The organism is Mesorhizobium sp. WSM3879, from assembly GCF_002294915.1.
In the GTDB taxonomy this organism is placed as follows: Bacteria; Pseudomonadota; Alphaproteobacteria; order Rhizobiales; family Rhizobiaceae; genus Mesorhizobium.
The window spans coordinates 81,535-95,146 of sequence record NZ_NSFZ01000002.1; the positions used below are offsets into that span (position 1 = coordinate 81,535).

The window sequence follows — 13,612 nt, forward strand, 5'->3', positions numbered from 1 at the left end:
TTCAGAACAACGAGCCCTGGTTGCCCGGCTCCTTGGCCTTGCCCGAGGGCTTGGCGGCCAACTTCGGCCGCGCGCCGCCGCTGGTGGCGATGGCATCTGCATTGCCGTCGGCGAACTCCAGCTGCAGCGCCGCACCCGGCGCCAGCTCCGCGACGCGCTTGACGACGGTCCCATCGGCGTCCTTGACCAGCGCGAAGCCGCGCGCCAGCACGGCCTTGTGCGACAGCGTGGTGAGCAGCCGGTCGGCCTGGGTAAGAGCGGCACGCAGGCGGTCAAGCCGCCGCGCCATCGCCTGCTCTTGGCGGCGGGTCAGTCCGGCCAGCGTGTCGGCCTGCAGCTTCTGGCGCCTGACGACCGGCGCCGGCGACAGCCTTGCCGAGTTGCGCTGAAAGCGCGCCCGGCTTTGCCGCACGATTGCGAAGAACGCGGCCCGCGCGCGGGCGATGTCGCGGCCTGTCAGCCTGCGCGTCTCATTGAGGCGGCGCGACAAGGTGGCCGGCGTCAGCCGCTGCCGTTCCAGCCTTGCGCGCTTGCGTTCGATGCTCACCGTCAGCCCGCGGCCGAGCCGGCTCGTCGCTTCGTCGAAGCGCCTGCGCGGCAACGCCAGCAGCTGGTCGGGTGAGGGGAGCGCCCGCGCCGCGGCGCGCACCGCCTGGCGCTTGCGATCCAGGTGCCGCGAGGTGCAGGCACTAAGCCGCGCGCCGAGATTTGCCAGTGTCGCTTCGAGCTCCGCCTTGACCGGCACTGCCATCTCGGCGGCGCCCGTCGGCGTCGGCGCCCGCATGTCGGCGACGAAATCGACCAACGTCCAATCGGTCTCGTGTCCGACGGCCGAGATGATCGGAATGCGCGAGGCGGCGACGGCGCGCGCCAGCCCTTCGTCGTTGAATCCCCAAAGGTCCTCGAGGCTGCCGCCGCCGCGCGCCACGATCAGGAGATCGGGCTGGCGGATTGCGCCGTCCCAGGTCAGTGCGTTGAAGCCGTTGACGGCTGCGGTCACTTCCTTTGCGGTCGTGTCGCCCTGGACCCGGACCGGCCACACCAGCACAGTGAGCGGAAAACGGTCCTTGATGCGATGGATGATGTCGCGGATCACCGAGCCCGTGGGCGAGGTGATGACGCCGATGACGCGCGGCATGAATGGCAGCCGCCGCTTGCGGCCGGCATCGAACAGGCCTTCGGCCTGCAGCCGCCGCTTGCGCTCTTCCAGCAGCGCCATCAGCGCGCCGGCGCCGGCCGGCTCCAGATTGTCGATGACGATCTGGTAGTTGGATTTTCCGGGATAGGTCGTCAGCCTGCCGCTGGCGATCACTTCCATCCCTTCCTCGGGGCGGAATTTCAGCCGCGCCATCGTGGTCTTCCAGACCACGGCCTCGATCCGCGCACGGTCGTCCTTCAGCGCGAAATAGGCGTGTCCGGAGGAATGCGGGCCGCGGTAGCCGGAAATCTCGCCGCGCACCCGCACATTGCCGAAAGCATCCTCGACCGTGCGCTTCAACGCGCCGGAAATCTCGCTCACCGTATATTCGGTGGCATTGCTGCGTGATTCGGTTGCTGCTTCGCTCATGCTCTGATTGGGGAACGCTTATCGGGCGGCGTCAAGGCAGAGCTGAAATCTCGCTAATATTATAACGCGATCTTAAGCCCGATTTGCTTTGACTGGCGGTAGCAAGAGCCAGCCGGAAACACATGAGCGCAACCGCCAACACCAGACCTTTGACGCATCAGGTGACGCTGACCGTGCTGACGTTGGCCGTCTTCGCGCTGGCCATGGTCGTCGGCTTCGGCATCTACGCGGCGGCTCAGGCTGACAACGCCTCGCTCGAACGGCAGAAGATATTCATCGACGAGGGTTTGAAGGACCAGATTGCGTCTGTTCAGCGTGAGCAGGAAAGCGTTGCGGTCTGGGATGACGCGGTCGCCAATGTCAGGGCCGGCAATTGGACCTGGATCGAGGAGAACCTCAGCGTCTGGATGTATACCTATTACGGTCACAACCGGGTCTACATTCTCGATGCCGTTGATCGTCCGGTCCATGCCATGCAGGAAGGTAAGGTGGTCGATGCGTCCGCCTATGGCGATGACGAGCCTGCCTTGCAGCCATCCATCGAGAAGCTGCGCCGCATGCTGGCTGAGCCACAGAAGGCGGACGCTTCCGGCCAGCCGGCCAAGATGGTCGCGGAGGACCTTGTGTCGCTCCAGGGAAAACCGGCGATCCTGAGCGTCATGGCGCTGGTGCCGAGTACGGACCGGGTCACGCAGGCGCCCGGCACCGAATATCTGCATGTTTCGGTGGAGTTCATCAACGAGGCGGTCATCGGCAAGATCGCCAAAAAATATCTGCTCGACGGCGCGCGTCTCGTGCCGCTGTCGCAATCGGTCGGAGCCGCTGCGGTGCCTCTGGTCGATTCCCGCGGTATAATGCTCGGTTATGTCGGCTGGGACCAGGAACGGCCAGGTCTCACGCTGGTGCGCAAGATGGCCCCGGCGCTGGCCTTGGCGCTGCTTGTCGCGGCCGGCGTTCTGGCGTTTCTGCTGCGAAGGCTCCGCCGCGCCTCGTCCGCGCTGCAGACAAGCCAGGACGAGGCGCAATATCTCGCTTTCCACGACACGCTCACCGGCCTGCCCAACCGGGCTTTGTTCGAGGACCGCTTGCGTCGGGCCCTGCTCAGGGCCAGCCAGGATATGGCGGTTCACGAGATGGGAAGGGTGGCGTTGCTTTATCTCGATCTCGACCGTTTCAAGCACATCAATGACACGCTCGGCCATCCGGCGGGCGATGAGCTTGTGCGTCAGACGGCGGCCAGGCTCCAGCACACCGTTCGCGAGGTGGACACCGTGGCGCGGCTGGGCGGCGACGAGTTCGCGCTGATCCTCGTCGACATCCGCGATATCCGTGCCGCCGAGGATATCGCCGAGCGGCTGCTGCAGAAGTTGCAGGAACCGTTCAAGCTCATGGAAGATCAGGTCTTCGTCAGCGCCTCGATCGGCATCGCGCTATCGGACGGCGGCGAAACGGATGCCGACGATCTGCTGCGCAAGGCCGACATCGCGCTTTACGAAGCCAAGAAGAACGGCCGGGGCCGGCACCAGGTCTTCGCCGGCGACATGGACGACCTGCTCTTGCGCAAGCGCACAGTCGAGACCGAGCTTCGCAAGGCTCTCGACGGCGGCTCCGGCATCAGGCTCGCCTACCAGCCGGTGTTCGCGGCGAACGGCAAGACGATCCTCGGCGCGGAGGCGCTGATCCGCTGGGGGCATGACGTGCATGGCGCATTGCCGGCGGCGCAATTCATCGCCATCGCCGAAGAGCGCGGCATGATCGGCCAACTCGGCGCGTGGGTGCTGCAGGAGGCCTGCCGTTTCGCCGTGCGAACCGACCTGCCGTGGCTCGCCGTCAACGTATCACCGCTGCAGTTGCGCGACGCCGGCTTTCCCGAACAGGTCGCGTCGATCCTTGCCGACACCGGGCTGGCGCCGCAGCGCCTGCAGTTCGAGATCACCGAAAGCGTGCTTCTGGACAACAGCGATGCTTCGAGGGCGGCTCTGACCACCTTGCGGCAGTTGGGCGTCGGCATCGTTCTGGACGATTTCGGGACCGGCTATTCATCGCTCAGCTACTTGCGTCGCCACGCCATCGATAAGCTCAAGATAGACCGCTCCTTCGTGCGGCTTCTCGATGGCGACGGCAACTCGGCCGCGATCGTCAAGGCCCTGATCGATCTTGCCATGGCGCTCGGGGTCGACGTCACCGCCGAGGGCGTGGAGACCGAGGCGCAGAAGATGCTGCTGGTCGCAATGGGCTGCCGGCAACTCCAGGGCTATTTCTTGTCGCCGCCGCTTGAGCCGGTCCAACTGCTCGGCCTTTCTGGTCTAGCTTCGCCGGACGAGATTCAGCCCGCCGCCGCTCGCGCCTGAACCCCTACCATCCAGGCAGGATCTGGTTTGCCTTGGTCCGCTTCATCTTGGCGAAGGCGAGTGCCGCGAAGTCGAAGCTTCCCGTCTCTTCGCTGACCGGCACGGAAATATTGTCCAGGCTTTCCGCGATATGGCGGGCCAGAGCATCGACGATCTCCGGCTGCGAGGTCTGGCCGCGCATGATGCCGATGCGGCAATCCGGCAGCGCGTCGAACCCGTCGGCCTCGCCGAGCACGCGCATGCCGGGCCTGAGGGCGCATTCCGGCAGCACCGAGATGGCGAGGCCGGAAAGCACCGCGGCGGTGATCACGGTCGCCGAGAAGCTGGAGAAGAGGACGCGGTATTCCCGGTTCTGCCGGTCGAGCACGTCGACCGCCGCGCGCCGCCAGATGCAGTTCGGCCGGCCGAACGCCATCGGCAGGATTTCCTGCTCATGCGTGGCGTGGTTGGCCGAGGTGACCCACAGAAGCGGCTCGCGCCGCACCACCTCCGACTGGCCGCGCGTGTCGTTGTGCGTCACCAGCGCGAGGTCGAGATTGCCGCGCTTGATGTGCTCGACCAGGCCCGGCGTCGGCTCGCAGATGACGGTGAGCTCCACACGCGGGTTGGAGCGCGAGAAGCGCGCCATGATCTCGGGCAGGAAGCGGTCGGCATAGTCATCCGGCGTGCCGATGCGTATCGTGCCTTCGAGCCGCTGGTCGTCGAAGGCCGCCAAAGTCTCGCGGTTGAGGTAGATCAGCCGCCTTGCATAGGAAAGCAGCCTGTCGCCCTCCTCGGTCAGCTTGTTGGTGCGACCATCCTTTTCGAACAGCGGCTTGCCGATCCGCTCCTCAAGACGGCGCATCTGCATCGACACCGCAGACTGTGTCCGGTGCACCTCCTCGGCAGCCCGCGTGAAGCTGCCGGTGTCGGCAATCGAGATGAAGGTCTGCAACTGATCGAGATCGAGCGGCGCTTTCATCGGTCCAATCCATCATTCGTGTTGATGCTAAAGATTAGAAACATTCGTTGGATTAATCAATCGCGGCGTGGCAAATTGCCATTGTTCACATGAAGGCACTGCATGTCGCCCAAGAGTGCCCCCGGTTTTGGGGGGCAACGACATGCGTCACGTTAACTGTATCGAGACCGCAACGGCGCTCCTCCCAGGCGCCGATTGCATGGTTTCGTCGCTCGACTCCGAAGGAGAGACTGACATGACCACGATCGAATTCGCCTCCGAGACCCCGCGCATCACCACGCGTCCGGCCGTTGCGACCCGCGTGCTCAATGCGGTCGCCGATGCCTTCCGCGCCTGGAAAAACCGCCGCGCCTTTTATCGCCTTGGCGAGATGTCGGATGCCGAGCTTGCCGATATCGGCCTGACCCGCGCCGACCTCCACGTCGCCGTCAGCGTGCCTTTCGGCCGCGATCCGACGGTGAAGCTGCGCGCAATCGCAGAAGAGCGCGCCGATATGATCGAGGATCTTGCCCGCAAGGTCGCCTGAGCGGCTTCGCCGGCTGCGTTTGCCCTCGCGCTGAACCTTTCGAGGGTTCGGCGCGACCAAGTTTCATGCAGGCTCCCACACTCCCTGCCGGTTCCCCGCCGGCCTGCCTGCACATTGCCCGGTTCCCCTCCAGGACCGGGCATTTTTCTTTTGAGTTGAGCGCCCTACCGTCGGTCCATCCCGCGCTTGAACTGGTCGAAGATCGTCTCCACGCCCTTCTGATATTCGTCGCGCTGCTGCGCGCCGGTCTCGAACATCCTGCCGAAGATGTCGTCGAATGGATTTCTCGGCCGGCCGCTCGGATTGGTTTGCGGCTGCGGCTGGGATTGCTGCGGCGCCTGCTGTCCGCCTGGCGTGCCGAAACCGCCGCCTTGCCGCAGCATTTCCTCGAACATCTTGCCCAGCGGATTGTCGCCGTAAGGGTTCGGCGCCTGCTGCGGTTGGCTTTGCGGCTGTTGGGCGCCGCCGCCGAACATGTCTTGCAGCACCTTGCCGAGCGGATTGTCGCCATAGGGATTTGGCGCCGGCTGCGGGGCCTGTGCGCCGCCTCCCGCCTGCCGCATCATCTCCTCGATGATCTCGCCGAAAGGATTGCCGCCGCCACCGAAGCCGCCGGCGGCCTGCATCTGGCTATTGGTCTGCTTGAACAATCCGCCCATCATCATCGACGCCATCGCCGGCAGCATCTGCTGCAGCACCTGCTGGCTAAGGCCGGTCGCCTGCGCGGCCTGGGCCGCGACAGCGCGTGACAGGTCCTTCGAGCCGAACAGATGGCCGAGAATGCCGTTGCCTTCATCGATGCCTTGCGGCGTGAAGGCCCGGGTCGCGTCCTCGAAATACTTGGCGTGCTGGCCGCTCGCCATCGCGGTCATGAAAGCGCCCATTCCATAGGGATCGGCGGTGTTGCGCTGAAGCCCCTGTGAGAAGGCCGGCAGCAGCGCCTGCACCGCGGCCTGCACCTGCTGCATCGACAGGCCAAACTGCTGGGCCAGCGCCTGCATGCCGGCGCCGTTCTGGGCTTGCAAAAAAATATCGAACAGGGAAGGCATGAGATCTCCTCCGCAATATCCTCACGGAAGAGCCTAGTTCGTTTCCTTCACCGAATGAAGCAGCTTTTGCCGAGCCACAGCTCAGGTGGCCGGCGAACGGTCAGTAGGCATATTCCATGAACACCGGCTCGATCGAGCCGCCCCAGCGCGTGTGATATGCCGAAAGCATCTCCTCGGCGCTGGTGGTGCCGCGCGCCACGACCTCGTCGAGCGTGTTGAGGAACGACGTCTCGTCATAGCCGTCGCGGTTCTTCTTGGCGCGGTTCTTCAGACCCGTGCGGGCGATGGCCAGCACGTCGCGGGCAACCTCGCGCAAGGTGGCATTGCGGAACGGCGCCGAAATGCCGTGCTCCGGCACGGCGTTGCGCATCGCCAGCGCTTCTTCGTAGGTCCAGCTCGAGGTCAGCGTCTCTGCGGCGTCGAGCGCCTGCTCGTCATAGAGCAGGCCGACCCAGAAAGCCGGCAGCGCGCAGATGCGCCGCCACGGTCCGCCGTCGGCGCCCCGCATCTCGAGGAAGCGCTTCAGCCGCACATCGGGGAAGAGGGTGGAGAGGTGGTTCGCCCAGTCGCCCATCGTCGGCAGGCCGTCGGGCACTTGCGTGCGCGCGGCACCCGCCATGAACTGGCGGAAGGTGTAGCGCGTCATATCGTGATACTGCCCGTCGCGGATGACGAAATACATCGGCACGTCGAGCGCCCATTCGACATAGTCGGCAAAGCCGAAATCCGGCGCGAAGCAGAATTCGAGCATGCCGGAGCGCTGGTTGTCGGTGTCGCGCCAGATGTCGCCACGCCAGCTCTGCAGCCCGTTCGGCCGGCTCTCGGTGAAGGGCGAATTGGCGAACAGCGCCGTCGACAGCGGCTGCAGCTTCAGCGACACCTGCATCTTGCGGCGCATGTCGACCTCGCTTTCGAAGTCGAGATTCACCTGGATCGTGCAGGTGCGATACATCATGTCGAGGCCCTTGGAGCCGACCTTCGGCATGTAGCGGGTCATGATCTCGTAGCGCGACTTCGGCATTTTCGGCGTTTCGGCAAGCGACCATTTTGGGCTGCCGCCGAGGCCGAGGAAGCGGATGCCGAGCGGCTCGGCGATCTCGCGCACCTGCGCCAGATGCGCGTTGCCCTCCCGGCAGGTCTGGTGGATCGTCTCCAGCGGCGCGCCGGAGAGCTCGAACTGCCCGCCCGGCTCCAGCGAGATCGCGCCCTGGCCTGTCGGCTCGACTAGGCCGATGATGCGGCCGGCATCCATGATCGGATCCCAGCCGAGCTTTTCCTGCATGCCTTCCAGGATGGCGCGGATGCCGCGCTCGCCGCCATAGGGCACCGGCGCGTTGCCATCGACATAGAAGGGGAACTTCTCGTGCTCGGTGCCGATCCGCCATTTGTCGCGCGGCTTGTTGCCGGCCGCCAGATAGCCGACGAGTTCGTCGATGCCTTCGATGGGCTGGATATCGGTTGTGTCGCGCGCCATAAGAAAGCCCTCCGCAGCCGTCAGCTAGCCGCCGGGCGCTAGATGGACGAAATGTCAGTAGCCGATCAAGCGAAAAATCCTGAGCCACGCCTCAACTGGATTTGATCACCAGTCGCCGATCGTCGCCTGCATCACCGCGAGCGCCGCGACCGCCGCGGTGTCGGCGCGCAGGATGCGCGGCCCGAGCGGAATGGCGCTGACGAAGGGCAGCGCCCGCAGCATCCTGCGCTCGTCATCGGAAAAGCCGCCCTCCGGCCCCACCAGCAGCGCGAGTTTCTTCTCGCTCACCTTCTGCAAGGCTGGCAGTGGATTGTTGGTCGAGGCATCCTCGTCGCAGAAGATCAGCCGCCGTTCCTTGTCCCAGCCGCCGAGCAGCCGCTCCAGCTTCTCTGCTTCGCACACCTTTGGCACCGCCAGGATGCCGCATTGCTCGGCCGCTTCGACGACATTGGCGCGCAGCCGATCGATGCCAGGCTTGGCCACTTGTGTGTGCTGGGTGATGACCGGTTGCAGGATGCCGGCACCCATTTCGACCGCTTTCTGCACCAGATAGTCGAGCCGGCCCTGCTTCAGCGGGGCGAAGCAATAGACGAGATCGGGCAGCGGCGGCTGCGGCCGCTGCAGGGTAAGCACCTTGAGCCGCACGGCTTTCTTGGTCTTGGCGGCGATCGAAGCGGACCACTCGCCGTCGCGGCCGTTGAAGAGCAGGACCTCCGCGCCTTCGCCGAGCCGCATCACATGCGCGAGATAGTGGCTCTGCTGCTGTCCAGCATCGAATTCGAAGCCCGGTCCGAGATCGTCCGGCACGAACAGCCGCTGCATTTTGTAGTTGGCGCGCATGGCCGAGCAATGGGCGAGGCGCGGGTTGTCGTCAAGTATCGGCGGACGGATGCCAGACCGGCGCGTAACCATGTCTCAGCACCGAAACACTTGTGGCAGGCGTGAGCAGTCGCAGCGATCGCCCGGCGAGGCGATTGAACAAGACGGGCTCGGCATAGCCTGCGAAGGACCATTCGAGCGCCTTGCCGGCGCGGAGCGCATAGGCGGTCTCCCCCTCGGCCACGACTGCTCCATCCGGCAAACCGGCGAGTTCGTCCGATGAGACGGCCGGCGGACGCCCGCCGGAGGCCAGCCGCTCCTTGTGCAGCCGCTTGTCGACCATCGGCGCGCGCGGTTCGGCAATGCCGAAGACCTTTCCGAAGCGCCGCACGAAATCTCTCGCTTGGTCGCGCCGGCAGTAGAAGCAGGGCCGGTGACCGGCCGCGAGCGCCGTCACCTCGTCGAGAAAGAACAGCTCGGTCCAGCCGGCCTTTCCTCCAGGCCGATTGCGGCCCATCGGCTCGCGTCGCACGCCGCGGAATTGGCAGACGCAGATGATCCAGGCCGGCAGCGCCCAACGCTTCCTCAGGAGCGTTTTAGTCTCGGGGTCATGGATGATACCGCGATTACCGGTGAAGAGGCCGCGCTCGGGCACGGCATGGATGACGCCGAACGGATCGACCCGGTTCTGCAGTGGCATAGCTTTCTCTCCGGCGCGCGGCTTGGCTGAAACCGAGGCGGCATGATATCGCTCCCACCGTCATTTTCATGTCAGCAGGGATTCGCGGATGCGGGTGCTGGTGGTCCAGAACTACGACAATACCGGCCTCGGCCAAGTCGGCGCCGCTCTCGCGGAGGCTGGCGCCGAGCTTGACTTGCGCCGCCCCTACCAAGGCGATCCGCTGCCCCGGGACGCGAACGGTCACGATGCCATGGTGGTTCTGGGCGGGGGGCAGAATGCGCTGGCCGACGACGACTATCCCTATTTTCCCGCCTTGCTCGAATTGACGCGCGATTTCGCCGGCAAGGACCGATCGGTGCTTGGCATCTGCCTCGGCGGCCAGCTCGTCGCCCGCGCCTTTGGCGCCGACAACCACATCGGCGGTGCGGTTGAATTCGGCTGGTGCGGGGTGTCGCTGACGGCCGAAGCCAAGCACGACCCTGTTCTCGGCGCCTTGCCGGAAAAGTTCCCGACTTTCCAATGGCACGACGATACGTTCGACCTGCCCGAGAAGGCCGTGCGGCTTGCGAGCAATGATGTCGCGGCGAACCAGGCTTTTCGTATTGGCCGCGCCGTCTATGGCTTCCAGTTCCATTTCGAGGCGGATCGCCCGCTGGTGCGCGACTGGAGCACCTCCTTCGCGGCGCTGATCGCCGAGCGCCATCCCGACTGGACCGGCAGGCTCGACTACGAGATGGCTAGCAACGGACCGCACGCCGACGCCGCAGGGCTCGCGATCGCGCGTGCCTGGGTGGCGACGATCTGACCGTCGCACCGCCGCGGAGCGTGACATAATTGGCACGCGGCGGCAGTTCCGCCTGGGGAAAACGCACTTCATTCTTGGTTTGTGTCCGGCCGCCCGCCTAAGAGGGCGCCCTCTGTATCGTCCGTGCAACCGCGATGAACCTGTTGTGTGATCCAAGCGACACACCGGCGATACAGAATCTGCTTAGAAGCGCGAAATCGTCGAAACATTGAGACGCATTTTATCGTTTCAACGCATTGGTAACCGCCTCGTGCACAGATGCAGAAAGCTCAACCAGAGATGACGTCCGTGAAAGCAGCGCTTTTGTCCTTTGTAATGCTGTCTGCCATCGTCGTGTGCGGCCTCGGCATTTATTCTGCCGACGCTGCAAACAATCACCAGGCCGTCGACGGCTACGGCGTCACCGCCGCGCTTCGCTAGAGCCTGATCCTTCCCGACAAACGGAAAGCTGATCCCACACTTGGGGTCATGGCCAGAACGCCATTCCCTCGACCGTCAGAATGCGCTTTTCAGCGCCGTCGACGGCAAGTGCGCTGAGCGTTCCCGCCTGCCAGGCGAGCGTGTCGAGATTGACGCGGTTGGCCATCACCTCGACGTCCGGCACCGGCGTATGCCCGTGCACGATCACTTTGGGATACAGCCCCGGATAATCGTGGAAGACGTCGCGGATCCAGATCAGGTCCTGCTCGTTCTGGCTTTCGAGCGGCACCCCCGGCCGGATCCCGGCATGGCAGAAGAAGAAGTCGCCGAAGGACGCTGAAAAAGACAGCGAGCGCAGGAAGTCGACATGGGCTTGCGGCACTGCTTCGACCAAGGCCGCGTGTCCGTGCGCCAGCGCCTCGTCCGACCTGCCGAACCAACTGCTGCCGGTCGAGAGTTTCACCCCGTATGACGCCGCGGTCTGGACGCCGCCATAGCGCATGAACAGACCTTCCGGATCGGGTTTGGCAAGGAATTCGAGCATGCCGATGTCATGGTTGCCGGCAAGCATGATGTTGCGGCGATCACGGCTCCGCGCCTCGATGAGGAATTCGATGACGTTCCTCGAATGCGGTCCGCGGTCGACATAATCGCCGAGATGGATGATGCGCCAATCGGACTTTGGTCCGTACTCCAGATCGCTTGCTATCCGGCTGTGCATGGCGGCGAGCAGGTCATGACGGCCATGCACGTCGCCGATGGCATAGATGCGTATGCCTTTCGGCCCGCGCGCGTCGAGATAGTGGATGCCGGCTTCAGTCAAGGCGACGTCTTCCCGTGTCTGTCATCACGGGAAACTAGGGCGGATCGGTGAATAAGCCCCTAGCGCCGCAGCTGGTCCTTGCCCATGTCGGTTACCAGACGCTTACCGCACAGCGCCAGCGTGATGTCCATCTCCTTGCGGATGATCTCCAGCGCCTTGGTGACGCCCGCCTTGCCCATCGCGCCGAGTCCGTAAAGGAACGGCCGGCCGATATAGGTACCCCTGGCGCCGAGGCAGAGCGCCTTGAGCACGTCCTGACCCGAGCGAATGCCGCCATCCATATGCACTTCGATCCGGTCGCCGACAGCGTCGGCGATCTCTTCCAGCACCGAGATCGAGGAGGCGGCGCCGTCGAGCTGCCGCCCGCCATGGTTGGACACGATGATCGCGTCGGCTCCCGTCTCGGCCGCCATCAACGCATCCTCCTTGTCGAGGATGCCCTTCAGGATCAGCTTGCCGCCCCAGCGCTCCTTGATCCAGGCGACATCCTTCCAGGACAGCTGCGGGTCGAACTGCTCCGTCGTCCAGGACGACAGCGAAGAGACGTCGCCGACACCCTTGGCGTGGCCGACGATGTTGCGGAAGGTGCGGCGCGACGTGCCGGCGATCCCCAGGCACCAGCGCGGCTTGAGGGCCAGATCGATGATGTTGGCAAGCGTCATCTTGGGCGGCGCCGACAGCCCGTTGCGCACGTCCTTATGGCGCTGGCCGAGGATCTGCAGGTCGAGCGTCAGGACCAGCGCGGAGCACTTCGCCGCCTTCGCGCGGTCGATGAGGTTGAGGACGAAATCCTTGTCGCGCAGCACGTAGAGCTGGAACCAGAACGGCTTCCTGGTCGCCGAGGCGACATCCTCGATCGAGCAGATGCTCATGGTCGACAGCGTGAACGGCACGCCGAATTCTTCAGCCGCCTGCGCCGCGAGCATCTCGCCGTCGGCATGCTGCATGCCGGTCAGCCCGGTCGGTGCCAACGCCACCGGCATCGCCACCTTCTCACCGATCATGGTCGATTCCAGCGAGCGGTTGCTCATGTCGACCAGCACGCGCTGGCGGAATTTTATCTTGCCGAAGTCCTCCTCGTTGGCGCGGTAGGTGCTCTCCGTCCAGGCGCCGGAATCGGCATAGTCGAAGAACATCTTCGGCACCTTGCGGCGCGCCATGTCCTTGAGGTCGGCGATGGTGAGGATGTCGCTCATGGTAGTCCCCGCGTGATCAGTGCTTAGGAGCGTTTGCGTGTCGGTTCGATGTCGCCGGCTTCCGAGCGCTGCCTGAGCCTCAGCCGTGACACGCGCTGCCAGTCGCCGCTGCGCTCGGCCTCAGCCATGGAGCGCTCGACATAGGTAATGTGGTCCATCGCCGCCTTGCGCGCGGCGGCAGGATCCGCCGCCTTGATCGCGGCGTGGATTGCCCGGTGCTGCTCAAGCAACGCCTCGCGCGCGCCGGGCACGGTGAAGACCAGCAACCGGTTCTGGAACACGCCTTCGGAGAGCAGCCGGTAGCAGGAGCGCAGCGTGTGCAGGAGGATGATGTTGTGCGCGCATTCGCAGACCGCGTGGTGGAATTCGACGTCGATTTCCGCCTCGTCGTCGAAGTCGCCGGTACGGTGCGCCTCGTCCATGCGCGCCATGATGCGGTCGAGCAGCGCCAGATCCTCGGGCGTCGCTCGCCGCGCCGCGTATTCGGCCGCGATTGCCTCGACCTCGCGCCGGTATTCCAGATAGTCGGTCACCGCCTTGCGATGCATCGAGATCAGATCGGTCACCGGCTTGGTGAAAAGCTGGCCGATGACGTCGGCGACATGCGTGCCGCCGCCCGGTCTGGTGGTCAGCAGCCCGCGTCCTTCCAGCGCCTTCAGCGCGTCGCGCAGGATCGGCCGCGACACGTCGAACTGACGCGCCAGCTCGCGCTCGCCCGGCAGCCGGTCGCCGGTGCGCAGCACGCCCTCGAGTATCAGGCTCTCGATCTGCTGCACCACCTCGTCGGCGGTGCGCGAATGCTCGATCCTGGAGAAGATATCGCTCAATGGAAGCGCGCCTGGAAACGGAATGGATGTCGCGCAGATCTAAGCCTCCGTCGCCAACTGGTCAAATTATTTATCCAATTCGCCGAATCAGGTCGACTCCCCGGCGGCTCTG

At 64.8% G+C, this 13,612-nt stretch carries 13 protein-coding genes; 4 read left to right on the forward strand and 9 right to left on the reverse strand.

Going from position 1 to position 13,612, the window contains the following annotated elements; genetic code table 11:
• Position 1 precedes the first annotated feature (1 nt).
• Entirely contained in the window at positions 2–1,567 is a 1,566-nt protein-coding gene (gene xseA, locus CK218_RS03915; protein ID WP_095826925.1) for an exodeoxyribonuclease VII large subunit, read from the reverse strand.
• Between the two features lie 122 nt (positions 1,568–1,689).
• Here xseA and CK218_RS03920 point away from each other — a divergent pair, with 122 nt between their 5' ends.
• Positions 1,690–3,918, forward strand: a complete 2,229-nt coding sequence (locus CK218_RS03920) for an EAL domain-containing protein (protein ID WP_095826926.1) — start codon at positions 1,690–1,692, stop codon at positions 3,916–3,918.
• Positions 3,919–3,922: 4 nt separating this feature from the next.
• Here the strand turns inward: CK218_RS03920 and CK218_RS03925 are convergent, their stop codons facing one another.
• Complete coding sequence (locus CK218_RS03925; RefSeq protein WP_066989268.1) at positions 3,923–4,879, reverse strand: LysR substrate-binding domain-containing protein; 957 nt, start codon at positions 4,877–4,879, stop codon at positions 3,923–3,925.
• Between the two features lie 235 nt (positions 4,880–5,114).
• Here CK218_RS03925 and CK218_RS03930 point away from each other — a divergent pair, with 235 nt between their 5' ends.
• Positions 5,115–5,405: a DUF1127 domain-containing protein gene (locus tag CK218_RS03930; RefSeq protein WP_067327317.1), complete on the forward strand. Its 291-nt coding sequence runs from the start codon at positions 5,115–5,117 to the stop codon at positions 5,403–5,405.
• A 164-nt stretch (positions 5,406–5,569) separates the two neighbouring features.
• On the opposite strand, the gene CK218_RS03935 is transcribed toward CK218_RS03930, so the two are convergent.
• The 4 genes from CK218_RS03935 to CK218_RS03950 all read right to left on the reverse strand — a co-directional run bounded on the left by CK218_RS03935 (position 5,570) and on the right by CK218_RS03950 (position 9,447).
• Positions 5,570–6,454, reverse strand: coding sequence for a DUF937 domain-containing protein (locus tag CK218_RS03935; protein ID WP_095826927.1), 885 nt, complete (start codon positions 6,452–6,454; stop codon positions 5,570–5,572).
• Between the two features lie 100 nt (positions 6,455–6,554).
• Complete coding sequence (locus tag CK218_RS03940) at positions 6,555–7,928, reverse strand: glutamate--cysteine ligase (protein WP_095826928.1); 1,374 nt, start codon at positions 7,926–7,928, stop codon at positions 6,555–6,557.
• A 105-nt stretch (positions 7,929–8,033) separates the two neighbouring features.
• Positions 8,034–8,768, reverse strand: coding sequence for a 16S rRNA (uracil(1498)-N(3))-methyltransferase (locus CK218_RS03945; protein ID WP_095776386.1), 735 nt, complete (start codon positions 8,766–8,768; stop codon positions 8,034–8,036).
• A 31-nt stretch (positions 8,769–8,799) separates the two neighbouring features.
• Positions 8,800–9,447, reverse strand: a complete 648-nt coding sequence (locus CK218_RS03950) for a hypothetical protein (RefSeq protein WP_095826929.1) — start codon at positions 9,445–9,447, stop codon at positions 8,800–8,802.
• Positions 9,448–9,535: 88 nt separating this feature from the next.
• Between CK218_RS03950 and CK218_RS03955 the strand changes: the two genes are divergently transcribed.
• Together CK218_RS03955 and CK218_RS31360 are read left to right on the forward strand one after the other, a co-directional pair.
• Positions 9,536–10,234, forward strand: coding sequence for a type 1 glutamine amidotransferase (locus CK218_RS03955; RefSeq protein WP_095826930.1), 699 nt, complete (start codon positions 9,536–9,538; stop codon positions 10,232–10,234).
• Positions 10,235–10,522: 288 nt separating this feature from the next.
• Positions 10,523–10,654, forward strand: coding sequence for a hypothetical protein (locus CK218_RS31360; protein WP_275955501.1), 132 nt, complete (start codon positions 10,523–10,525; stop codon positions 10,652–10,654).
• A gap of 46 nt (positions 10,655–10,700) precedes the next feature.
• Here CK218_RS31360 and CK218_RS03965 read toward each other — a convergent pair whose 3' ends face one another.
• From CK218_RS03965 to CK218_RS03975, 3 genes are read right to left on the reverse strand one after another with little or no spacing between them, the layout of a single operon-like run.
• Positions 10,701–11,477 carry a metallophosphoesterase gene (locus tag CK218_RS03965; RefSeq protein WP_095826931.1) on the reverse strand — a complete coding sequence of 259 codons (777 nt, stop codon included), beginning with the start codon at positions 11,475–11,477 and terminating at the stop codon, positions 10,701–10,703.
• Between the two features lie 59 nt (positions 11,478–11,536).
• Positions 11,537–12,673 carry an alpha-hydroxy acid oxidase gene (locus CK218_RS03970; protein ID WP_095826932.1) on the reverse strand — a complete coding sequence of 379 codons (1,137 nt, stop codon included), beginning with the start codon at positions 12,671–12,673 and terminating at the stop codon, positions 11,537–11,539.
• A gap of 23 nt (positions 12,674–12,696) precedes the next feature.
• Positions 12,697–13,500, reverse strand: coding sequence for an FCD domain-containing protein (locus tag CK218_RS03975; protein WP_067327345.1), 804 nt, complete (start codon positions 13,498–13,500; stop codon positions 12,697–12,699).
• Positions 13,501–13,612: the final 112 nt, after the last annotated feature.

Bases quoted from the DNA above. Each gene is read 5' to 3' on its own strand.
- CK218_RS03945 (WP_095776386.1), bottom strand. From the start codon at position 8,768: ATGCGCGCCAACTACAAAATGCAGCGGCTGTTCGTGCCGGACGATCTC.
- CK218_RS03950 (WP_095826929.1), bottom strand. From the start codon at position 9,447: ATGCCACTGCAGAACCGGGTCGATCCGTTCGGCGTCATCCATGCCGTG.
- CK218_RS03920 (WP_095826926.1), top strand. From the start codon at position 1,690: ATGAGCGCAACCGCCAACACCAGACCTTTGACGCATCAGGTGACGCTG.
- CK218_RS03970 (WP_095826932.1), bottom strand. From the start codon at position 12,673: ATGAGCGACATCCTCACCATCGCCGACCTCAAGGACATGGCGCGCCGC.
- CK218_RS03925 (WP_066989268.1), bottom strand. From the start codon at position 4,879: ATGAAAGCGCCGCTCGATCTCGATCAGTTGCAGACCTTCATCTCGATT.
- CK218_RS03930 (WP_067327317.1), top strand. From the start codon at position 5,115: ATGACCACGATCGAATTCGCCTCCGAGACCCCGCGCATCACCACGCGT.
- CK218_RS03935 (WP_095826927.1), bottom strand. From the start codon at position 6,454: ATGCCTTCCCTGTTCGATATTTTTTTGCAAGCCCAGAACGGCGCCGGC.
- CK218_RS03940 (WP_095826928.1), bottom strand. From the start codon at position 7,928: ATGGCGCGCGACACAACCGATATCCAGCCCATCGAAGGCATCGACGAA.
- CK218_RS03955 (WP_095826930.1), top strand. From the start codon at position 9,536: ATGCGGGTGCTGGTGGTCCAGAACTACGACAATACCGGCCTCGGCCAA.
- xseA (WP_095826925.1), bottom strand. From the start codon at position 1,567: ATGAGCGAAGCAGCAACCGAATCACGCAGCAATGCCACCGAATATACG.